This window comes from Candidatus Limnocylindrales bacterium (assembly GCA_035571835.1).
In the GTDB taxonomy this organism is placed as follows: domain Bacteria; phylum Desulfobacterota; class Binatia; order UBA1149; family CAITLU01; genus DATNBU01.
The window spans coordinates 264,498-287,185 of the sequence record DATNBU010000017.1 but is presented as its reverse complement, the minus strand read 5'-3'; the positions used below and the strand labels follow the sequence as shown (position 1 = coordinate 287,185).

General features: G+C 65.8%; 19 protein-coding genes. 6 read left to right on the top strand and 13 right to left on the bottom strand.

Annotation, left to right across the window (positions count from 1 at the left end; genetic code table 11):
- The first annotated feature begins 55 nt into the window (after positions 1–55).
- The gene (locus VN634_08070) at positions 56–2,347 is read left to right on the top strand and encodes a hypothetical protein (GenBank protein ID HXC50823.1); all 2,292 of its coding nucleotides are present in this window, start codon (positions 56–58) and stop codon (positions 2,345–2,347) included.
- A 43-nt stretch (positions 2,348–2,390) separates the two neighbouring features.
- On the opposite strand, the gene VN634_08065 is transcribed toward VN634_08070, so the two are convergent.
- Positions 2,391–3,788: a DUF1329 domain-containing protein gene (locus VN634_08065; protein HXC50822.1), complete on the bottom strand. Its 1,398-nt coding sequence runs from the start codon at positions 3,786–3,788 to the stop codon at positions 2,391–2,393.
- A gap of 227 nt (positions 3,789–4,015) precedes the next feature.
- Between VN634_08065 and VN634_08060 the strand changes: the two genes are divergently transcribed.
- The 5 genes from VN634_08060 to VN634_08040 all read left to right on the top strand — a co-directional run bounded on the left by VN634_08060 (position 4,016) and on the right by VN634_08040 (position 8,369).
- Complete coding sequence (locus VN634_08060; GenBank protein HXC50821.1) at positions 4,016–5,233, top strand: iron-containing alcohol dehydrogenase; 1,218 nt, start codon at positions 4,016–4,018, stop codon at positions 5,231–5,233.
- A 6-nt stretch (positions 5,234–5,239) separates the two neighbouring features.
- The gene (locus tag VN634_08055) at positions 5,240–5,629 is read left to right on the top strand and encodes a hypothetical protein (GenBank protein ID HXC50820.1); all 390 of its coding nucleotides are present in this window, start codon (positions 5,240–5,242) and stop codon (positions 5,627–5,629) included.
- A gap of 7 nt (positions 5,630–5,636) precedes the next feature.
- The gene (locus VN634_08050) at positions 5,637–6,359 is read left to right on the top strand and encodes a methyltransferase domain-containing protein (GenBank protein HXC50819.1); all 723 of its coding nucleotides are present in this window, start codon (positions 5,637–5,639) and stop codon (positions 6,357–6,359) included.
- Between the two features lie 294 nt (positions 6,360–6,653).
- Entirely contained in the window at positions 6,654–7,634 is a 981-nt protein-coding gene (locus VN634_08045; GenBank protein ID HXC50818.1) for a nitronate monooxygenase family protein, read from the top strand.
- A 159-nt stretch (positions 7,635–7,793) separates the two neighbouring features.
- Complete coding sequence (locus tag VN634_08040) at positions 7,794–8,369, top strand: SgcJ/EcaC family oxidoreductase (protein HXC50817.1); 576 nt, start codon at positions 7,794–7,796, stop codon at positions 8,367–8,369.
- A 132-nt stretch (positions 8,370–8,501) separates the two neighbouring features.
- Here the strand turns inward: VN634_08040 and VN634_08035 are convergent, their stop codons facing one another.
- The 12 genes from VN634_08035 to VN634_07980 form a co-directional block, all read right to left on the bottom strand.
- Positions 8,502–9,692: a cache and HAMP domain-containing protein gene (locus tag VN634_08035; protein ID HXC50816.1), complete on the bottom strand. Its 1,191-nt coding sequence runs from the start codon at positions 9,690–9,692 to the stop codon at positions 8,502–8,504.
- A 122-nt stretch (positions 9,693–9,814) separates the two neighbouring features.
- Entirely contained in the window at positions 9,815–10,699 is an 885-nt protein-coding gene (locus VN634_08030; GenBank protein ID HXC50815.1) for a roadblock/LC7 domain-containing protein, read from the bottom strand.
- A gap of 3 nt (positions 10,700–10,702) precedes the next feature.
- Entirely contained in the window at positions 10,703–11,026 is a 324-nt protein-coding gene (locus tag VN634_08025; GenBank protein HXC50814.1) for a hypothetical protein, read from the bottom strand.
- A gap of 5 nt (positions 11,027–11,031) precedes the next feature.
- Positions 11,032–14,196, bottom strand: a complete 3,165-nt coding sequence (locus tag VN634_08020) for a hypothetical protein (protein ID HXC50813.1) — start codon at positions 14,194–14,196, stop codon at positions 11,032–11,034.
- A gap of 17 nt (positions 14,197–14,213) precedes the next feature.
- Positions 14,214–14,423, bottom strand: coding sequence for a hypothetical protein (locus VN634_08015; protein ID HXC50812.1), 210 nt, complete (start codon positions 14,421–14,423; stop codon positions 14,214–14,216).
- Between the two features lie 26 nt (positions 14,424–14,449).
- Complete coding sequence (locus VN634_08010; GenBank protein HXC50811.1) at positions 14,450–16,117, bottom strand: DUF1329 domain-containing protein; 1,668 nt, start codon at positions 16,115–16,117, stop codon at positions 14,450–14,452.
- Positions 16,118–16,541: 424 nt separating this feature from the next.
- The gene (locus tag VN634_08005) at positions 16,542–17,720 is read right to left on the bottom strand and encodes a hypothetical protein (protein HXC50810.1); all 1,179 of its coding nucleotides are present in this window, start codon (positions 17,718–17,720) and stop codon (positions 16,542–16,544) included.
- On the bottom strand, positions 17,717–18,619 hold the full coding sequence (locus VN634_08000) for an ABC transporter permease (GenBank protein ID HXC50809.1): 903 nt from the start codon (positions 18,617–18,619) through the stop codon (positions 17,717–17,719). Before VN634_08000 ends, VN634_08005 begins: the two co-directional genes overlap by 4 nt.
- 52 nt (positions 18,620–18,671) lie before the next feature.
- Positions 18,672–19,838, bottom strand: coding sequence for a spermidine/putrescine ABC transporter substrate-binding protein (locus VN634_07995; GenBank protein HXC50808.1), 1,167 nt, complete (start codon positions 19,836–19,838; stop codon positions 18,672–18,674).
- Entirely contained in the window at positions 19,835–20,638 is an 804-nt protein-coding gene (locus VN634_07990; GenBank protein ID HXC50807.1) for an ABC transporter permease, read from the bottom strand. Before VN634_07990 ends, VN634_07995 begins: the two co-directional genes overlap by 4 nt.
- 99 nt (positions 20,639–20,737) lie before the next feature.
- Positions 20,738–21,685, bottom strand: coding sequence for a histone deacetylase (locus VN634_07985; GenBank protein HXC50806.1), 948 nt, complete (start codon positions 21,683–21,685; stop codon positions 20,738–20,740).
- Positions 21,682–22,683, bottom strand: coding sequence for a hypothetical protein (locus tag VN634_07980; GenBank protein HXC50805.1), 1,002 nt, complete (start codon positions 22,681–22,683; stop codon positions 21,682–21,684). Before VN634_07980 ends, VN634_07985 begins: the two co-directional genes overlap by 4 nt.
- Between the last annotated feature and the right edge of the window lie 5 nt (positions 22,684–22,688).

The following is a 22,688-nucleotide window of genomic DNA, read 5'->3' as shown; positions in this document are numbered from 1 at the left end:
AGCGCTGACCGCAAAAGGCCGTTCGTTTCGTCACATTCTCGTCAGGAGTGAGCAATTGAGAACCAGCAAACTGCAGGAAAAATCGTTGCGGCGTCATCGGCCATTGGTGACGATCGCAGTTGCGATCGTTGTCACGCTCCGCGCGGGCGCGAGCGCGGGCGCGCCAGCCTGCGAGGGCCTCGTCATCGAAAGCGAGCCGGGGTCCTCGCTGAGCCTGGGATGGGCCGGCATTGGCGACGATCGCAGTCTTCCGGCTGGCTTTGGCACTTCGTGGGAAATCGTCCGGCGATGCTCGAACAATCAGGAGCCGTGCAGCGCCAACTCCGATTGCGGCGGCGGCCAGTGCACCGCGACGTGCGATTGCAATGCCGACTCGACGTGCGAGATCGCCGGGCCTGTCGGCACCGGCAGCTGCGCCACGACGCTCGCCGAATGTTCGACCAACGCCGACTGCCCGACCAATGTCGCGTGCGTGCAGCTGTTCGAACCGCCCATTCCCCTTTCGCTGTTGAACACCCCGTTCTGCGCCGTTACGTCTTACGACAGCGTCGCGTCGGGAACGTTCGATACGGCGACCGGTGAGACCTCGCTGTCGGCGGTCCTGCGCACGCGGCTGTACCTCGGCATCAGCTCGGCGCAGCCGTGTCCGCGTTGCGGGCCGCCGAACCAGAGCCCGGCGGTCGGTGACACGTTCACTTGCGAAGGAGGGCCGTCCGATGGCGCGACCTGCACGGTCGAGGGCGTTACCCCGTTTTTTGGCGGGACATCGTCGGATTGTGCGCCGGCAATCGCAGACAACATCGCCGGTACAGGCCTGGTCTTCAAGATAGGAGATCTCGGCACCGGCACGACCACGAGAACCGCCGGTCTGCAGTGCGGGAACGGATCGTTCGCGGCCAATCCCCTCAATCCCGCCACCAACCCGAAATGCACCGACGACCCGACGGGAGGTGTATGCACGAGCAATGCCGACTGCAGGCGCTGCACCGGCGATTCGTCGATCCATTGCGCGGGCGACGGAAACTGCACCGGCCACGGAGTTTGTGCCGAAGCACCGGAACAGCCCGTCACGTGCGGGTATTGGTGCCACTGCGGGTTCTGCAACAACGATCCCGCGCAGCCGTGTTTCGAAAGCAGCGAGTGTTCGGCCGGACAGACCTGCCAGAAAGGCACCGGGGGCGTGACGTCACCCAACCTTGCACAGCAGAAGCCGAATGACTGCTCGCAGGACAAGGGCATCTGCGGCACCAACGAGAGCGAGCGCTGCGAGGTCACAAAGACCAGGAGCTGCTCGCTGAAGCCGTATCTCGGTTGCAACAGTAACGCCGATTGCGAGAACGAGATCGCAGGCACCTGCATCGTCGCGGGCAGACCTTGCTACGAATCACGCATCACCCGCTCCGGCGACGCTTCGCCGGTGGGCATGTTCTGCGCGTTCCAGGACAAGACTTGCGCATCGAATGCCGACTGTACGGCCACGGGCGACTTCTGCGCACCGGACTCGACCCGGGAGCAGTTGGCCGGGCTTTTCTGCGTTCCGGCATCGACTTCGACCCTCATCAACAACGTGGTGGGGCTGACCGGCCCTGCGGACCTTCGGATCAATACCTTCGTAAAACTCTGTCGCTGCACTGCGGGTGAGTCCGGCTGCGAATCGATCTGCGGCGTCGCACCGGCCGGTTGCGGAAACGGCATCGTCGACGCCGGCGAGGACTGCGACGGCGGCGCGTGCTGCGAGAGCGACTGTTCCTACAGCAGCGCGGCAACCACGTGCCGCGGCTCCGCCGGCCTATGCGACGTTGCCGAGACCTGCAGCGGCAGCTCGGCGGCATGCCCCGCGAACTCGTTCAGCGTTTCGTCGACGATCTGCCGCGCCTCCGCCGGCGTCTGCGACAAGGCGGAGAACTGCAGCGGCACGTCGGCGAGCTGCCCCACGGATTCCTTCCAGCCCAATGGCACCGCGTGCGACGACGGTGACCAGTGCACGACCGACGAATGCGTCGGAGGGGTGTGCGAGTCGACGCCTATCCATCCCTGCAACGGCCAGTGCGGAGACGGCAACGTGGACGAAGGCGAGGCGTGCGACGACGGGAACAAGACGTTCACGCCGGGAGAATACTGCGGCGTCGACTGCGTGCGCATCCCCTGCGGCAAACCCACGAACTCGACGGGCGTCCTTCCGAAGTCGAGTGACGCGTTGTTCGTGCTGAAAGCGGCCGTAAGCGGAACGCTCTGCGACCCGCGTGTCTGCAGCGTCGACGGCAATCAGACCGTGCTGGCTTCAGATGCGCTGCGCATCCTCAAGGCCGCCGTCGCGCAGGTGGTCTCGCTGGTCTGTCCGACCTGATCGTGCGGGCCGACAGGATCGTGCGACGAAAGCTGCCGGCCGCCTAACCGCGGCCGGCAGCGATGATCGCCGACAGATCGAAGAATTCTTCCGTCGTCCCTTCCTTGTCACCGAGGTCGACGTACCAGCCCTGTTCGCCGGGGAACCGCGAGCTCGGCAGCGAGCAGTACGTTCCGTGCTCGAGCTGGATGTCGACCATCGAGATCGACGGCCGATAGCCGAACACCCACGGCATGCCGTACTTCGCGCCGGCAATCGGCTCCTTGGCGAACTTGTAGTTGTTCACCCACACCTTCCAGAGCTCGCCGCCGTTGTCGTACATGTCGGTAAACGGCACGCGGAAGACTTCCTTGTCGAGGTAGATCACGCGCTTGGAATACGCGTACTGCGGCAGCTTCGAGACACCTTCGATGATGTACACATCGCGCGGCTCCCAGACGTCGTCGTGGAGGAAATCGCCCGAGCCTTTCTGCCAGACCACCGGCAGCTGTTTCGCATGCATCGTGCCGAGGATTTTCTGCTCGCCGACGAGCTTCCACGTCATCCACGCGATGTTGCCCTGGTAGCCTTCGAAGCTGTCCGCGTCGGTGTCCTGGCCGAAGAGCGCGTCGGAGCGCTGCGCCGAAGAAAGTCGCCGCACCCGGCGAAGCTGCGGCAGGTACAGCCACGTGTCGTCCTGGCGCGCGTTGTCGGTGTAGCGCGTGAACGTGAATCCGGTTCCCTTGAGGTCGAACGGTTCGATCAGCGGATAGAGCGCTTCCTTGAAGCGCGCCTGGTCGCGGTTGGCCATCGCCGGTTTCGGATCGACCACCAGACGTTCGCGGAAGAAGAGCCGGCGGATGTGATCGATGAGGAAATGCTTTTCGACTCGAGTCGGATTGCCTTTGGCGCCGACCTGGCCGGTGTCGCAGTCGAAGTTGCGCGTATCCGAATCGTCGATCGCGATCGCGGCGCCGAAGTTGAACATCAGCTTGTTCGCAATCCACGGATCGTCCGGATCGATCTTCGGAAACGGCTTGCCCGCGACGTGATTGACGAGCGTCACGCCGTCGGGCGACAGCGACACCTGGCCCGCGAACTTCTCGGTGGCTTCGATATACGGCGGCGGATCGTCGATTTTTTCGTACGCGCGGACCGGCATCGCGCCTCCGCGCTCGACCAGCCATTGCATGCCCGGGCTCAGCAGGTGGCGGTACTGGTTGACGTTGGCCGCGCTTACGACTGTACCCGGCGGCGGAACCGCCACCGGCGCGGCCTTTGCAGAGTTGCGGGAAACCGGGGCGTCGGCGGCGCGCGCGACCGACGCGTTATCCGCGGCGCGCGCCGGACCGGCGACAGCGAGTGCAAGCGCCGCGGCGAGCACGGATGGGACGATCTCTCCGGATCGGCGCATTGCGAACGCCGGAAACTCGCCGTGAGGCGGGCGTGCGAATCGGTTCATGTTTCCCTCCAGTCTTTCCCGTCCGGATCCCCCGAGAACACGGTCGCGGCGACAGAGTACTCTCACGGTCGGACTCGGCGCAAGCGAGGGGGCGCAGCGTTTTCTTGCCGCGCAGCGTCGTTACGGAACGTCGCAACCAGCCTGCCCAAAAGCTGCGGACGTTTCGCGGACGGCCGTCGATACGATCCCGCATGACCTCGCGGCACCGACTCGCTACAAGCGGGCCCATGAGCACCATGCGAACGACTGCCTTGAAGGCCGCGCACGACATCGCGATCGCCGTAACCGGAGTGGCATCCCGACTGATTCCGGATCGCGTCCCGATGACGCTGCTCGGCGCCGGCTCCTCCAGGGATTTATGCTCCGCGATCGCAGAAGCCGGCGTGAAAAAGGCGCTGGTCGTCACCGACGCCGTGCTGGTCAAGCTCGGGATCGTCGCGCGCATCACCAGCGCGCTCGAGGAATGCGGCGTTGCGACGTGCGTCTACGACGGCGTCGAGCCCGATCCGACGTCCGATCACGTCGCCGCGGGCCTCGCGATGCTGAAGCGCGAGCGCTGCGATGCGATCGTGGCCATCGGCGGCGGCTCACCGATGGACGCCGCGAAGGTCATCTCCGCCGCGGCAACCAACGACAAGCCATTGCGCAAGCTCGAAGGCCTCCTGAAAGTCCGACGCCAGCCGGTGCCGCTGTACGCGATTCCCACCACGGCCGGCACCGGCTCCGAGGTGACGATTGCCGCCGTCGTCTCCGATCCGGTCACGCACGCCAAGAAGTTCTTCGTCGATCCCAAGCTTCTGCCGCTGATGACGGCCCTCGATCCGGAGCTGATGGTCGGGCTTCCGCCCGCGGTGACCGCGGCGACCGGCATGGACGCGCTCACGCACGCGATCGAATCCTATCTTTCGAAGACGTCCAACCAGCAGACCGAGCGCTGGGCGTCGGCCGCCATACGGCTGATCTTTACGAATCTGCCGAAAGCTTACGAAGACGGCTCGAACCTGGATGCGCGTCGCGCAATGGCGCTGGCCTCATACTACGCAGGCCTCGCCTTCACGCGTACGAGCGTCGGATACGTGCATGCCATCGCGCATCAGCTCGGCGCGCACTACCGCACGCCGCACGGGCTCGCGAACGCGACCGTGCTGCCGCACGTGCTCGAGTTTTCGATGGACTCGGCAAGCTCGCGCATGGCCGACATGGCGCGCATGATCGGCCTCGAAGGAACCGGCGAGCTCGCACTGGCCAGGGCGTTTCTCGATGCGGTGCGCGAGCTGGCGGCGAGAGTCGGCATTCCACCGACGCTCGCAGCACTGCAGCGCCACGACATTCCCGAGATCTCCCGTGCCGCGCTCGCCGAAGCGCGCATGAACTATCCCGTGCCGCGCTACATGGAGATGGCCGACTGCGAAGCGCTCGTCGCGCGCCTGCTGCCGCAAGCCTGACGACGGGTGAGCTCCTCGCCCGCCAGGCTCGGCTACACGTTGGTCTGCGTGCTGCTCGGGCTCGTCCTCGGCTGGATGCCTGCGCTCGTGCATGGGCCGGTGCCGGAGAAGTGGAGCGTGTACGGAGTCGCCGGCGGGATCCTGGTGTGGGGTTACTACGTCGCGCGCATGTCGATCGGCCTGTGGGTCGGCATCACCAGCGTGCCGCCGCCGTGGTACCTGCGCGGTCCTCTTTGCGGTGCGCTCGCGATGATCCCGCTCGGCTTCGTCGGGCTTTCCAATCCGTTGTGCGGAGCGCCGTGCATGTGCTGGAACACGCTGACCGGAGCCACCGTCGGTTTCGCCGTCGGCGGTCTTGCGTGGGCGATCACCGGCAGGCACCACGCCGGCTCGTAAGGCTTCGATGCACGCGCTGACCTATCATCCACTCGAGAAGCTGTCGGTCGCCAGGCCGGTCGAGCGCATCGATTACATCGTCGAGCGCTGCGCCGGCCGCCGCGTGCTCGACCTCGGCGCGCTCGACGAAACGCTGATCGGCAAGCCGCAGCATTCGTCCTGGAAATGGCTTCACCGCGAGATCGCGCGCTCGGCCGCCGAAGTGCTCGGCGTAGACGCCGGCGAAGAGGTGCGAAAAAGCGGAGAGATCCGCACCGACGCCGGCACGCGAATCGTTTATGGGAAAGTCGAGGACCTGGACGCGCTGATGCGCGACTTCCGCCCCGAGGTCGTCGTCGCCGGCGAGCTCATCGAGCATACCCCGGATACGCTCGGCTGGCTGACGCGCGCCGCCGCCGCCGCTCCCGGCGCCCGCCTGATCGCGACGACACCAAACGCCACGTCGATCCTGAACATCCTGCTGTCGTTCGCCTCGCGCGAAAGCCAGCACGAAGACCACCTGCACGTCTACTCGTACAAAACCCTGACCACCCTCGCAGCCCGCCTCCGCCTCGAGAACGCCGCCCTCTTCCCGTACTACTACCACTCCGAACAATTCCGCGGCCGCGTCCCGAAACCCGTAGCCCCGCTCATCTCCGCCATCGACTACGCCATCCTGATGCCGATCCAGTACCTCTTCCCGCTCACAGCCTTCGGCTTCATCCTGGACGGAACATTCCCAAAGAGCTGAGCGAAGCGAAGAACGAGCATAGCGCCGGCCCAAGCCGCGGCGTCAAACGAGCATTCCGCTAGCAACGAGCACAACCCCAAGCTACCTTCCGCAAAATTTTTTTCGTGCCGGCCCGAAGTCAGCAAGAAGCTGCGCGGGCACCTATCTCAGCGGTCGCGGAGAAGGGTCCAGATGCGAGGCGGATTCCGCGTAGTGAGCGGAGGCGTACTTCCCGTACGTCGAAGCGAACGAAGCGGAATCCAACGAAGCAGATGGGCCCTTATCCGCGGCCGTCGCACCGATCTGGAGGACAGAGTGAAGACACGCATCACCGAACTATTCGGCATAAAGCATCCAGTGATCCAGGGCGGCATGCACTACGTAGGTTACGCAGAGATGGCCGCCGCCGTCTCGAACGCGGGAGGCCTGGGCATCATCACCGGCCTGACCCAGCCCACGCCCGAAGACCTGCGCAAAGAAATCGCGCGCTGCCACGACATGACCGACAAGCCGTTCGGCGTAAACCTGACGATCCTGCCGATGTTCGTCACGCCGCCGTACGACGAATACATGCGCGTCATCGTCGAAGGCGGCATCAAGATCGTAGAAACAGCGGGCCGAAGCCCCGAGCCGTTCATGCCGACGCTCAAGGCCGCCGGCGTCAAGGTCATCCACAAGTGCACGTCGGTGCGTCATTCGCTCAAGGCCGAGCGCATCGGCTGCGACGCCGTCAGCGTCGATGGGTTCGAATGCGCCGGGCATCCCGGTGAGGACGACGTTCCCGGCCTCGTGCTGCTCGCGCGCGCAGCGGAAGAGCTGACGATCCCGTATGTGGCTTCGGGCGGCATGGCCAACGGGCGCAGCCTCGTCGCCGCGCTCGCGCTCGGCGCCGACGGCATGAACATGGGCACGCGCTTCATGGCGACGGTCGAAGCGCCGATCCATCACAACGTGAAGCAGGCGCTCGTCGATGCCGATGAAATGTCGACGCGGCTGATCATGCGTTCGCTGCGCAATACCGAGCGCGTGCTGACCAACGCGGCCGTCGAGAAGATCCGCGAGATCGAAAAAGAAAAGGGCGCGGCGGTCACGATCGAGGACATCCGTCCGCTGGTCGCCGGCACACAGAATCGCAAGGTTCTGCAAAACGGCGAGATGGATGCAGCCGCCTGGAGCTGCGGCATGGTCGCCGGCCTCATCCACGACATTCCGACGTGCAAGGACCTGATCGAGCGGATCGTCGCGGACGCCGAGGAAATCATTCGAAAACAGCTGATGCGCACGCTCGAGAACTGATCGGCAAGCCGCGCGATCGTTGCTGCGGCGCGTCAGCCCCCGATCGCGCGGGCCTCGCGGGCTCCGTGCCATGGCGTCGAAGCGTGTGCGCGTCGCAGCGGATAAATCCTCGGCGCAGCCGTTGACGTGGTTCGTGGCGCGGGCGTAGAAGTCGGCACCATGAGCTACATCACGAACAAATCCTTCCTCGTCTCACTGGCCTGCATCGCTGCCGTCGGTCTTGCGCCGGTGCACGTGACCTCGTCGCACGCATTCGGCCTTGGCGGAGGCACGACGAGAGACGTCAAGAGCCAGGACGCCATTCGCAAGCTCTATTCCGAGTTCGAAACGGAATGGAACAAGCACGACGTCGCAAAGATGGCGCAGCACTGGGCGATTGACGGAGATCACGTCGAGCCCGACGGCACGATGGCCAAGGGACGCGACGAAGTGACGGCGCTGCTGACCAAGCAGCATGCGAGCGTGTTCAAGAACTCGACGCTCAAGCTCACCGTGAAAAGCGTATGGATCATGTCGGACACGGTCGCGCTGGTCGACGGAACCTACGAGCTGTCGGGCGCGGTGCGGCCCGACGGCGAGGCCGTCCCGACGCGCGAGGGAAAACTGACGTCGGTGTTGCTTCTCGACAAGACCTGGCAGATCGCCGCGAGCCGGCTGATGATTCCGACTGCGCTGCCGTACAAGCCGAAGACCGCTGCCTCGCCGGCGGATGCCGCCGCTCCGAAGCAGCCGTAGCGGCGGGCCTCGCCGCCGCATAAGGCGCCCCTCCCGGGCGCCACGTACGAAAACGCCGCCCGGCACCCCAGGTGCTGCGCGGCGTTTTCGTTGAGTCGATTCGCAGGAACGCTCGATGCGCTGGCGGAAGGGCTACTCCTCGGAGAGCTTGTCGATCATCAGCTTCATCGACTTGCGCAGGCGTTCCATCGCGCTGGCGAGCTTCTGCGTCTCGTCGTCGGAGACCGATTCGATCGGAGAATCGAGGTCGCCCTTGCTCATGCGCTCGACGGCCTGCGTCAGCTTGATGATTGGACCCGTCACCCACTGCGCGACGATCAGGCCGAAGCCGAGCGCGAGCACGAGCGCCAGGAGCGTGAGCCAGTTGAACACCGTGCGCAGCCCGGACGCCTTCGCGTACAGGATCTCGGTCGGCATCTGGTCGACGAGCACACCGAGCCCGCCACGCGTGACGCCCGGAATCGGAATCGGCCTGGCAAGCGTGAGCACGTCCTTGCCTTCGTCCTTGTACAGCTCGGTTGCCGCGAGCAGCTTCGGTCCGAGCTCCGGATAATCCTTGGTCAGATTCTCGCCGGTGGCGAGGTCGCGATCGCTGCCGAACAGCTTCGCCGAGTTCGGATGGCTGAGGTACGCGCCGCCCGAGTCGGCAACGAACAGCGTCTCGCCTTTCTCGGGCGCGGACGCGATCAGCTTGAGGATCGGGTCGACCGACACTCCGATGATCAGCACGCCGCGGCGCCGCGACGTGTTGTCGAAGACCGACGTGCTGTAGCGCAGGAGCGGCCTCGGCGTGTCTTCGAGCGTTCCTTTCTCGCGGTTGAGCTCGACCGGCGAAATCATCACTTCGCCCTTCGGCAGCTTGAGCGCCGACGTGAAGTCCGGGGTCGAGCGCCGGGTTTCGAGCTTGTCGGGGGCGACGACAACGGTCACGTCCTTGTCGCGATCGACGCGCAGCCGCTCGGCGCCGGAGCTGTCGATGTAGCGGATCTGGTAGTAGTTGCCGCGAATCTCCGAAAGGCGCACGAACGCGAGCGACAGGTTCTTGCGGGCGGCGTCGATGAGCGCGGTGTCGCCGCTGTCGGATGCCAGCAGGTACTGCGCGAGCGCCGGGGTGTCGGCCAGCAGCAGGAGGTCGCCGTCGACGCCGGCCAGATAGCGTTCGACCTGGGCCGAAAGCCCCGAAATCCTGGCCTCCAGACGCTCGAGGCCGTCGCTTCGCAGCACTCCCTCGATACGGCTTCCGCCATACCACCCGAGAATGATCAGGGGCGGCAGCGTGACGGCGGCCGAGGCCAGCACGAGCTTGTTGCGCATACTGCTCATGGGCTAAACGTCTCTCCTTCGATTGGACGGGCGTCAGGCTGCTCGCAGGAGCGGCCTGTGGACAACGCCACTACTTACACGCTACGCGTCGCGGTTGCACGGCCGGCGGCTGTTCCGAGGGATCAGCTTCCCCTCAGGCGATCGACGGCGTCCATGAACGCCTTCTTCTCGCTGTCGCTCGAAAGGTCGGCTGCGAGGATCTTCGCAAGCTCCCCGAGCGTGCCCACCGTGGGCGTGCCGGTCTCGCGCCAGCGCGTAACGCCGCGCTTGAACGTGACGCGTGCGACCGGACCGATGTATTCCGTCAGCAGCGCGAGCACCTGAGGAAGAATCGGCTCGGCATCCTTGTCGGCCGCTTTCGGGGCAGCCGGCGCGGGTTCCGGCTTGGCTGCGGCTTTCGCCTGCGGCGGAGGAGCCTGCTGCGGCTGCGGCGGCCGCGGCATCTGGCCGCCCTTCGGCGGAGGCGGAGGCGGTGCATTCTTGGCCTGCTGCTGGGGCTGCGGCCGGCCTGTCGCCTGCGGTTTGGCAGCTTGAGGCGGCGGAGGAGCGGGAGCCTGCGGCTTCGGAGGGGCGGCTGCGGGAGGAGCGGCAGCTGCGGGCTTTGCCGCCGGCGCCGGTTCGGCCTTGGGAGGAGTTGCGGCCTGCACCGGAGCTGGCTCGGGCTTCTCCGCCACGTTGTGCATGCGGCGAAGCTGGCGAATCGACGAACCCATGACGACCCGCAGCAGCGGAAGATTGGCATCCGGTGCAGCGAGCATGGCGAGCACGAAATCCTTCTCGACCGGCGCAACCATCAGCGACTTTCCGCCGAACTCGATCAGCAGCTCCTCGAAGCCGCGATCGACGAGCTCGAGCCCGTCACTGATCCCGCGCACGAAGCCGAGACTGGCGGCCTGCGCGACCGCATCCCCGTCGGCGAACGACGAGGCCATCACTTCCCCGCCGCGTACGATGCACGCGGCCTGCACCCCGTTTACGGTGCCGAGATCTCTCAAAAGCGTACGCACCGGTTAACTCCGCTTCATCAACTCGTTCACTTCGGCGAAGAGTTCCGTCTGTGGCCGCGAGCGTTCCGAGACGATCGCCAGGGCCTGTTTGTCCTTCATCACGAGCGACAGATCTTCTTCCTTGTCGGTGCGCACCATCATGCTGCGAACCTCGCCGAGTGACGCCGCGCTCTTGCCCTCGAATGCCACCTTGAACAGAAGCTCGAAGAACTCGTTGAGCTCCTTCGACCCGATGCTCGAATTCGCGATCTCCCCCGAGCTCGCCAGCACGGCCGCGCCCCGCACGCCGCGAATCTTCATCACGTCATCCACGATCGCCTTGTTCATCGGACTCACACTTCCTCCCCGAGATCGGTGGCACTGGCCAGCGCCTGTTTACGAAGCCGCATGCGATCCTGGCGGATGTCCTCGCGCTCCTCGGCGACTTCGCGCAGAGCCGTCTCGAGGCGTACGCGCGAGTCGGCAAGCCAGCTTTCGAGCGACAGAAGATCCTTGCGGCGGCTCGCGATGCGTGTTTCGAGCTGCTGCTGGTCGTCGAGCAGGCTCTCGCGCTCGCGCGCAAGCGCTGCCCGCGCCTCGCGCAGCAGCCGTTCCTGTTCGGTAAAGCGCCGCCCCTGCTCTTCGGCCTTCTTCTCGAGCGCGCTGAGCTCGTCCTCGAGCGCCTGGCGGTCGCTTTCGAGCGTCTCGCGATCGCTCTTGAGCTGACGGGTGCGCTCTTCCAGCTTCGCGATGGCGGCAGCGCGGTCGGTTTCGATCGCCTTGCGCTCGGTCTCGATGCGGGCTTTGGCCGCTTCCCAATCGGCTTCGACTTTCTTTGCGAGCTCGGCGAGCTCGCCTTCGCGTTTGGCAAGGTCCGCAAGGCCCGACGTCAGGCGTGCGTTGTCGGCCTCGGCGCGCTTTCGCGAATCGGCGAGCCAGCTCTCCAGCCCGGAAATTTCCTTGAGCCGGTCGGCGACGGATTCCTCGAGCTTGTCGCGTTCGCGCTGGATGTCGTCGCGTTCGCGCGCGAGCTCCATGCGACGCTCGTCGAGCGTGCGCTCCTGCGCGGCAAATTCGCGCGCGGCGACCTCCGACTTCTCTTCGAGCGACGCGATCTCGCTCTCGAGCGCCTCGCGATCGCCCTTGAGCCGCGCCAGCTCCGCACCGAGCCCGGCTTCGCGCTCTTCGAGGGCAGTCGTGCGTTCGTCGAGGTCCATCGCCATTTCGTCGCGCCGGGCTTCGAGATCGGCGGTCTTTCGCTCGATTTCGGCTTCGGCGTCGGCGAGCGCCTCTTCGCGATCGGCTGCCTCGGCGTCGGCTGCGGCGGACTTGTCGGCGTGGCTCTTCATCTCGGCGTCGAGCGTCGTACGGTCGGTCGTCAGCCGCGTGCGCGCATCGGCGAGCCATTTCTCGAGAGCCTTGCTTTCCTCGAGGCGAGCCGCCGCTTCGACGCCGAGCCGCTTGCGCTCGTCGGCAACGTTCTCGCGTTCGCGAGCGAGCTCGGCCTGGCGGTCGGCGAGCTCCTTTTCGCGCTCGGCAAAGCTGCGCGATGTTTCCTCGGTCTTCTTCGCGAGCGCATCGAGCTCGCTTTCCAGTGCAGCCCGGTCGTCGGCGAGACGGGCCTCGGCCGCGAGCATCGCCTTTTCGCGCTCGGTGACGGCCGCCGCGCGAAGATCGATGTCGACCGACAGCTCGTCGCGGCGCGCTTCGAGCTCCTTCGAGCTCGCGTCGAGCTCCTCGCTGCGTTTGGCCATTTCGCGTTCGCGATCGACGATGCGCGCGGTTGCTTCGTCGAGCTCGGCTTCCTGCTTGCGGCGCTTGACGTCGAGCGCGTTGAGCTCGCTTTCCTGGCGCATCCGCGAGTCGGCAAGCCAGCGCTCGAGGGACGCGATTTCGTTCCTGCGGTCGGCGAACTCCGATTCGAGATTGTCGCGCTCTTTCTGAAGATCCTCGCGGCTCTGGGCGAGCTCTTCCTTGCGCTCGGCCAGCGCACGCTCTCCGGCCGCGATCACCTGCGCGGCCGCGTCGGAACGTTCGTCGAGGCCCTTGCGATCCTTTTCGAGCGTGTCGCGGTCGGCGACCAGCCGCGCGTCGAGCTTGAGCAGCTCGTTCTCGCGCTTGTCGAGCATGTCGGAGCGTTCGTCGAGGCTGACGGCAAGCTGATCGCGACGCGCCTCGAGCTCGGCGGCCTTGCGGGCGAGCTCGGCCTGCTCGGCTGCGATCGCAGCGAGGCGTGCCCGGCCTTCTTCTTCCGATTTCGCGACGGCGGCGGCGTGCTGGCCGCGTTCTTCCTCGAGACGGGCGAGCTCGGCCGAGAGTCTCGTGCGCGACGACGCGAGCCAGCTCTCCAACTCGGATGCAGCGCGAACCCTTGCTTCGGCATCGCCGCGCAGCTCGCGAGCGTCTTTTTCCATGCCCTGGCGGTCGCGCGCCAGCATTTCACGCTCGCGCTCGAGCTGCTGGGCGCGCCCGTCGAGCGCGACCTGCTCGGCATCGAGCGCCGCGCGCACGCCGGCACGTTCGGCTTCGACGGCCTCGCAATCCTTCGCGAAGTCGTCCTGGGCCTTGAGAATCGCCTTCTCGAGCTCGCGGACGCGCGCTTCGTCGGCGGCGACCATGTCGCGCAGCGACTGGTGCTCCTTCTCGAGCAGCAGGCGGCGGCCTTCGACTTCCTGTGCGCGCGCTTCGACCGCCGCCAGGCCTTCGTCGTGATGGCGCTTGAGGTCGTTGCGCTCCGCGGTCAGCGCGTTGCGCTCGAGCTCGAGGGCGGCCCCGCGCTCGTCGAGCTCACGGCTGCGCAGCGCGAACGCACGCGCAGTGGCGGACTCGCGCGTCTCGGCTTCCTTCAGGCGGGCTTCGAGCTCGGCGCGCTGTTCGGTCAGGATCAGGCGGCCGGCTTCGAGCTCGCGTTCGCGCAGCTCGAGGTTGGCGGCGCGCTCGGTGTCCTTGGCGTCGACCTTGGCACGCTCGAGGCGGAAGGTTTCCATCTCGCGCGTAATCTGCGCGCGCTCGGCGACGACCATCGCCTCGCGCGCGGCGATCTCGCGCGTGCTGGCCTGGGCCTGAGCGGCGGCGGCGGCGCGCTCGCGGGCCAGCGCCTGGAGATCCTCATCGAGGCGGTCGTGCGCTTCCTGGAAAGATTTCTCGCGGGTCGTCAGCTCTTCGGCGCGCTTGGCCGCGCGGTCGCGCAGCGTCTTCTTCTCGGCCTCGAACAGCGCGCGTTCTTCGTCGAGCTTGTCGCGCTCGTCGATGAGGTGCTGTTCGAACTTTGCCGGATCGAGCGGCTGGATGGCGCGGCGTTCGAGCTCGTCGCGCTGAAGGTCGAACAGCCGCCGCTCTTCTTCGAACGTCTCGAGCGCGCGGGCGAGCTCGGTGCGGACCTGGCCGATGACGTCGACGCGCGACTGCAGGGCATCGCGAAGGGCGACGACCGACGCAACGGCCTCGCGCTTGACGCTTTCAATGCGGTTCAGGACCGCGTCGGTTGCCAGAGCCGGCTCTGGAGTCTCCAGTTTCATCGTCGTCGTCAGGCCGCCTAATAGTCGCTGCCGAAGGCCCGGCTTGCCGCCAGCCGGGCCGCCTCCTGCCGGAGCTCTTCGAGGCGCACAGAATGCGCCGACTCGATGGTATCTACCAGCAGAAGAATCTTTTCCTCCAGCGCCGCAAAGGCCGTCTCGATCTCAGGTCCCGACCTCTCGCTCTCGGCAAGCCGCCTGCGGAGGACTTCGATCTTGGGATCGCTCATTGCTGCCTCCCTTTCCGGTCGCCGGCTCAGCGACCCTCTCCGATGAACGTCGCGACGTCAAAGGCATTTTCCGTGGTCCCTTCCTCGGACCCGGTGTTCAGGTACCAGCCGTCCTCCTGGCCCTTGAGCGATTCGTCCGGGAACTGGCAGCGGGTCGCGTGGCCGGCCTGCATGTCAAACATCTCGACGTTGCTCAGCACGATGCGGTTGTAGCCCACCTTGTACTTCGACTCGGGGCGCATTCCGTCGCGATAGACCCAGTTCTGGACCAGACCCTTCCAGAGCCTGCCCTGGAGGTCGAAGATCTCCGTATACGGGATGAAGAAAGACTCGCGGTCGATGTAGATGACGCGGCTGCCGAACGCGTAGCCGGGCAGGCGCGAGCGCCCTTCGAGCACCCACACGTCGCGGGGTTCCCACACGTCGTCGTGCAGGAAATCGTTGGGCGGCGGCATCCACGGGGCCGGCAGCTCGCGGCCGTGCATCGACGCGATGATCGTCTTGGTACCGAGCAGCCGCCACGACGTCCACGACGGGTTGCCGGCGTAGCCGCCGTAGCTGTCGAGATCGATGTCTTGGCCGAACACGCCTTCGGACCGCTGCGCCGTGCTCAGGCGCCGCACGCGCTTGGTCTGCGGAAAGTAGAGCCACGAATCGTCCTGCCGGCGCGGATCCTGGTAGCGGTTGTACGTGAACCCGGCGCCCTTGAGGTCGAACGGCTCGAGGACGGGGTGCAGCATTTCGCGGTAGCGGATGTTTTCCGGGTTCTGCCAGGTCGGCTTCGGCTCGTGGTAGAGCCGCGACAGGTAGTAGAGCCGGCGGAAGTGGCCCGTGATGTAGTCGCGCTCGACCACCATCCCGGTCTTCGCACCGAAATTGCCCGTCTCGCAGCCGAAATTGCGGATGTCGAGATCGTCGAGGACGATGCGGGCATCCCAGTTCAGGATCATCTTGATGCCGGCGTCCGGATCGTCGGTCTGCACGAACGGGAACGGGATGCCGGCGACGTAGTTCTGCATGTACGTCTTGTCGGGCGAGAGCTGCACCTGCGCGCTGTAGCGCTGCGTCGCCTCCGCCCTTGCCGGCTCGAGCTCGACCGGCTGATTCTCGACGACGTTCAGCTTTGCGCCGCGCCGCACCGCCCACGCGATCGACGGGCTGATGAAATCCTTCCAGCGATCGAGATTGGACGCTTCGACGACGGTGCCCGGAGGCGGAACGCCCGGCGAGATGAACGTCGCCGCCGGCGCGCTGGCTTCGACAGGAGCCTCGACGGCCGGTGCCGGCTTGCCGGCTTCCTGCGGCTGGGGTGCTTTTTTCGGTACGTAGACCGGACGAGGCTTCGGCTTGTATTTCGGTGGGGCTTTCTTCGCAGCGGTTCTGCCCTTGCCGTTAGCCGGCGCTTCCGGCTCGGGCTCGGGCTCCGGAGCCGCGACCGACGGCACAGGTTCCGGCGCAGGAGCCGGTTCCGGTTCGGCGGCGGGCGCCGCTTCGCGAGTCGGCGGAGCCTGAACGCCGAGCAGTTTGCGAAGCGTATCGTAGTCGGCCTCGGTTGCCGGAGCGCCGGCTTTCGGAGCACCGGCCTCCTGCGCGAGCACGGCGCTCGCCGCGGCGAGCACGACGATCGTCGCAGCGATGCGGAGCCGGCGAAATCGGGAAACGTGGCGGAAAGCGCTGGCGGAAGGCTTGGCCAAGGTTTTCGTTGTCCTGTTCGTCCTCACGACGATTTGGATTCGTTGCGAGTCCCGTCCGACTGCCGGTCAGAACCCGTCCTGTATATGCGGAGACGCAGTCGAGGCGCGATGGTGAGGGCGCAGGTCCCGATGAGCAATCAAAAAGAGAAGGAACCCCACCAAAGCCGGCAGTTTGCTGCCGCGCCTCCGCTCGCCGTCCCCAGCGACGTGGCCCGCGGTTAACTATGATTCCGACGTACGTGATGCAACGAAAAACGCCGATCCACGTGAGCCGCGCTGCGTCGCAAACCCTGAAATCCGGCTGGAATTGCGTAACCCGAGACTGCCGGAGTCGTACGGCTGGCTTCTTTTCGCAGCAGATCACTAATGCCGCGACGCGTCGACGGGCGCGGATCGGCGGGCGCGTCGGCCCGCGTTGGAAGGATCAGCGCGACTGCTCCTCGGCCTCCGCGAGAAGCGCAGGGATGGTCTCGAGCTCGTAGCGCTTGTCGCGCGAGCCGTAGACGTAGTGCGGTGATGCTTCGAGCCGTGCGGCGAGCTGCGCGACCTCTTCGTCGAACCAGCGCGGATTGGCCGCGATGCGATCGTGAATCGCACGCATATAGGCGTCGAGCCCGGGAACGTCGTCGTAGTAGCGGCGGTAGATATCGTAGCGGAACAGTTTCTTGAGGCGCTGAAGGTTTTTTGCACCGGTCGGCAGCGGCAACAGCGCAACATCGGTGCGGCCGCGAACGCGCCGTTCGTCGAGACGCCGCTGGACGATGTCGAGACTGTTTTGCAGCAGACTCTTCGAGCAGAAACACGCGAACTCGTCGTACAGAAGCCGCATCGTGACCATCGCTTCGTCGAGCGGCAGCCGCGCCTGACGCTCGCGGCCCATTCTTCGCAGCAGCAGCATGAACGGCACCGGACGGTGGCCGGTGGCGGCAATCCGCTCGGCGCTGCGGAAATCAGGCTGCCGGTACGGGAAATGGCGCGGATCGATCACGTCGAAGCCGCCGCGCCCGTAGAACAGGATCCGCTGCAGCGAAAGGCGATCTTCCGGCGAGAAGTATTCCATCTCGGCCGCGAGATTGAGGCTCACACCGAAGTACTTCGCCGGCTGGTCCGGCAGCGGAAGGCGGACGAGGCCGCGCTTGTGAAGCTGGAAGAGATATTCGATCGCGAGCTCGACCGGCGCGATGCGCAGCCAGTACGTGAGCACCGTTCCACGCGCTTCGGGCAGCACGTAGATGTGCGAGAGGTACACCGTGCAGAGGTCGGGCGCCCACTTCGGATTGTAGATGACCGAACCGTCGCGCACGCCGCGCAGGTTTCCGTCGCGATCCTTCGCGACGATCAGGAAGTAGCGAATGAACGTGCCGGTCGGAAGCGCTTCGTACGCATCGTCGAGAAGGAACTGGCGGATCGCGTGTTCGGGCTCCATCTCGCCCTGGGCTCCGAACGCATCGCTCAGGATCCCGTAGGCGCGACGGAAGTCGGGATGGTCCGGATGCTCGATCTCGATGAGCTCGTAGCGACGGCTCTCGCGCTCGATCATCTCGACGATGTCCTGCTGGTAGAGGTCCTTGAGGCAGAGCCGTACGCGCCGGCCGAGACTCACGCGGACACTCCCGAGCGGGCTTCGCGCGGCTGCCGGCTGTTGGTGAGCCACAGCGCGGTCGCAAACGCGGCGACGAGAGTCATTCCGAGCGCAGCGCCGAACGGCCAGTTCCGAGCGTTCTTGAACTGGTTTTCGATGATGTTGCCGATCATGTCGACTTTGCCGCCGCCGAGAATGTCGTTGACGGCGTAAAGGCCGAGAGCCGGAACGAACACGAGCAGAGCGCCGGCCGAGATTCCCGGCCATGTCAGTGGAACGATGATCCTCGAAAACACGCGGCCCGGCGTCGCACCGAGATCGGACGCGGCTTCGATCAGCGCCGGATCGAGCTTTTCGACCGACGAATAGATCGGCAGGATCATGAACGGAAGAAACGTGTAGACGAGCCCGAGAAGCACCGCTCCCGGCGTGTAGAGCATTTCGAGCGGCGACGAGATCATGCCGAGCGCGACCAGCAGGCTGTTGAGGAGGCCTTCGCTCTTGAGAATGGTCAGCCACGCGTACGTGCGGATGACGAAGCTCGTCCAGAACGGAATCATCACCAGCAGGATGAGCAGGCCGCGACGCGACGGCGGTGCGCGGCCGATGAAGTACGCGACCGGGTACGCGAGCACGAGGCACATCGCCGTGGTCGCAGCGGAATAGACGATCGAGCGCACGAAGATCCGCAGGTAGGTGGGATCGAGCACGGCTGCATAGTTGTCGAGCGTGAATTCGTAGACGACGCCGCCGAGCATTCCGCGCCGGCAGAAGCTGTAGACGAGCAGCAGCAGCGTCGGCGCGACGACGAACGCGAGAACCCACGCCAGCAGCGGCGACAGCATCAGCCACGCCGCCGGCGTGGCGGAACGCTGCGGCCGCGCCTCGGCGGGTTTCGGGTCGACGGTGTCCTGTCGCATCAGTCGCCTGCCGTGCGCGCTTCATCACCGCGCGCTCTTCGACGACCGCACATCACCCTTCGGCTTTGAGGTCCGTGATGAGCTTGTCGATTGCGGCCGCACGATCACCGATGTCGCGAAAGCCGGCGAGCTTCGGATTGCCCTTCGGATAGCTTGCGGGATTGGCTAGCTCTTCGGGCGTCAGCAGCTTTCGCGCTTCGAGATTCGGATTGGTGTACGGGAAATCGGCCGAGATGAGCTTGCTGACTTCGGGGCGCAGGATGTAGTTCATGAACGCCATCGCGCCGATCGGATTCGCTGCGCTGACCGGAATCGCAAGGCTGTCGAGGAACTGGTGCGCGCCCTCGGCGGGAAGGACGTACTCGAACTTCTTGTTTTCCTTGTAGAGAAGCGCGGCTTCGCCCGACCAGATCACGCCGAGATCGACGTCGCCGTTGAGAAGCGCGGTCTTCGGGCTGTCCGAATCATACACCTTGACCAGCGGCAGCCACGTCTGCAGCACGGGTTTTACCGCCGCGAGCGTTTCGTCGCTCACATCGTTCGGACCGTGCCCGAGCGTCTCGAGCGCCCAGCTCACGATCTCGCGCGGGTCGTCGAGGATCACGATGCGGCCATCGTACTTTTTCTGGAAGACGTCCTTGTAGCCTTTGACCGGGTCCTTGACCTTCTCGGTGTTGATCGAGATCCCGACCGAGCCCGCCATCCACGGCACCGTGTATTTCTGCTGCGGATCGTGCGGGAGGTTCTTGAACTCCTTTCCGATGTTCTTGATGTTCGGAACCTTCGACCAGTCGACCGGCATCAGCTGGTTTTCCTTGACGAGCGCTTCGATCGTGTACTCGGACGGCTGGATCAGATCGTAGCGCTGCGCGCCGGAGATGAGCTTGGCCAGCATCTCCTCGTTCGACGCATAGGTTTCGTAATTGACCTGGATTCCGGTCTCCGCGGTGAAGCCGTCGATGACCGACTGCGGAACGTATTCCGACCACGCGAACAGGTTCAGCTCCTTGCCGGCTCCCTCGGGCAGCTTGGCCGGCGCAGCAGCCTTTGCAGGCTCGACCGCGGCGGCGTCCTTGTCCGCAGCGGGCGCGGCTTGCTTGTCGGCCGCCGTGTCGGGTTTGGCGGCGTCGCCCGTTTCGGCCGCAACGACAAAGCTCGTGGATCCGCCCGACACGAGCGCGAGCACCAGCGAGACAGCAAGAACAGTGGAACGTTTCATGATGCTTCCTCCAGTTTGGCCGCCTGCGGTGTGCCCTGGCGGCGGATCAGCTCCGCCGTCACGGCAAGTACGACAGTCAGCAGAATGAACAGCGTCGAGATCGCATTCAGGGTCGGATCGAGACCCTTCTTGACGCGCCCGAAGATTTCGAGCGGCAGCGTGCGCGAGCCGGCGCTCGCCGTGAAGTACGTGACGATCAGCTCATCGAGCGACAGCGAGAACGACATCAGCGCTCCCGAGATGACCGCCGGCATGAGGTACGGAACCAGGACCTTGCGAAAGGCCTGGACGGGCGTCGCGCCCAGATCCAGTGCAGCCTCCTCGAGCGCGGGATCGAGCCCGGCCAGGCGCGCGTCGACCGCCACCAGCACGAACGGAAAACAGAACGTCACGTGCGAGATGATGATGCTCGTAAAGCCGAGCTCGAGATGAATGACGACGAACAGGATGAGGAGGCTGACGCCCATCGTCACCTCCGGCACCAGCATCGGAACGTAGACCAGCGTGCGCCACAGGCTCGGCGCGGGAAACCGGTAGCGGTGCAGCAGCCACGCGCCGCTGGTACCGAGAAGGACCGACAGCACGGTGGCGATCGCGGCAACGCGCAGGCTGTTTTCGAGCGACCGCACCAGCACCGCGTCGCTCCAGACCGCGCGATACCATTCGAACGTGAAACCCTGCCAGAGAATGTTCAGCCGCGAAGTGTTGAACGAGAACGCGACGAGGATCGCGATCGGAAGGTACAGAAAAACCAGGATCGCTGCGGTCCACGCGCCGAAGAAGCGCTCGAACCGCTTCACGACGCCGACCTGTCCTGCCGTGCCGGCGTCTGTGCGCTCGGTGCCACGATGCCGGCGTACATCACAGCACCGCCGTTTTGCAAAGGCGGGCCGCGCCCGTCACGCGAAAACTTCGCGCGCTGCAACGAACGTGTTCGTGTGCACCCGGACGACTTTGGAGACGTCGGGCGTGTAGCCGCCTGCCAGCACCCATGCGACCGGAATCCCGGCGTCCTTCGCGTACGCGAACGCCAGCCGGTCTCGCTCGAGAAGATCGTCGTGGTCGAGAGCGAGCGGCGAGTACGGATCCTCCCGGAACGGATCGGCTCCTGCCTGATAAAGAAGCAGATCCGGCCTGCCCCACGCTTCGAGCATCGCGAGGCCTTCGTCCATCGCCACCAGCATCTCGGCGCGTCCGGAGCCGGCGCCGAGCGCGATCGACCGATGGTTCGGCCCGTCCTCGTGCGCGCGCCGGCTGACGTCGCGGATGGCCGTGTTGCGGTCGTAGTCGTTGCCGTAGATCGAAAGGTTGAACAGCCACGGCCGCGCCGCCGCCAGCGACGCCGTGCCGTTGCCGTAGTGCAGATCCATGTCGAGCACGGCTATGCGCTCGACCTTCGCAGGCGGCAGGCCGGCGACCGCATCTCCGGCCCGCAGCGCTTCGGCGGCGACCACAAGGCTGTTGAACGTGCAGAAGCCTTCGCCGTGATCCGCATGCGAATGGTGGAACCCGCTGACGAGCGCTCCGGCAATGCCGTCTTCGAGCGCGCGCCGCGCCGCCGCGAGGCAGCCTCCACCGGTCAGCAGCACGGACGGATAAAGCTCGGGCGTCCACGGAAACTTCTGCGACTCGGCGAGCGCGCGCGGCTCTCCGGTTCGAACCGCGTCGATGTAGTCCGCCGTATGAACGCGCTCGAGCTGGCCGCGCGTGAGCGGCGCCGGCTCTTTGAGCGCGATGCCCGGCTCGGAGCGAAGTGCGTCGGCAACCTTCTCGAACTTGTCGATCGGCATCACGTGCCTGCCGATCGGGGCCGCGTAACCCGGATGATAGAACACCGAGATCGTCATCGGATGACCCTTCGATCGGCCGGCGGGGCAAACCCGGGAACGACCAGCGCGACCCGCTCGTCGCCGGCGGGGATGCGAAGATGAGCGCGCGCGGCGTCCATGTGATCGCGCCGCACGTGCACGGCGAACATCGCGTACAGCGCATCGACGATGCGCGCGAGCGCTGCGGCGGAAACGCTGTTTTCGTGCTCGCGTCCGATGCGGCGCAGCACGAGGCCGAGCGGCACCGGCCGTACGGACGTCGCGTCGATCTCGGCGGCCGCACGAAAATCGGGCTGGCTGTACCGGGCCGCGGATGGATCGACCATGCGGAAGCCCGCGCGGGCGTACGAGCGCAGCCGCCGGCGCACGGCGTCGGTTTGTCCGTCGTCGTGCTCCATTTCTGCAACCAGTGTGATCTGCGGCAGGACAGCTGACGGGGCCGCACCGCGTGCGATCCGGTAGCACTCGCGAGCACTCGCGACCGGCAGCGCACGAAGCCACGCGGCGACGCCGCGACCGCGCATCGCCGGCTCGACGAGCACGTGGGACAGGTGCACGACGATGCCGCTGGCGTCGTTGGCATCGCCGTCCTCGCTGCCGTCGTTGTCGCCACCGCCAGCGCTGCCGCCGTCCGGAACGCTCGCCAGCGCGTCCGGCGGCACGATGATGGTGTGGTCGCGGATCGCGATGACGTCGCTGCCGTCGCGAAGGACCAGCATCTCGTACATCAGCGCGTATCCGTTCACCGGGCGGCGCGGATCCCATGCGAGACGGCCGGCGATCACGTCCGGTCTTTCCATCTCGCCGCGCTCGCCGAACTCCTGCCACAGGCGGGCATACGCGTTTTCGAACAGCGGATCGGATGTCGACGTGATGCGCTCGATTGCAAGCGACGACCACGGAGTTTCGAGCACGCCGCGATCTCCCGGAGCGAGATCGGATGCGTGCGGCTCGAACGGTCCGAGAGACATGCTCGCGAGCGTGTCGGTTTTCGGCGAGGCAGTAAAGGCGGACAAGGTGG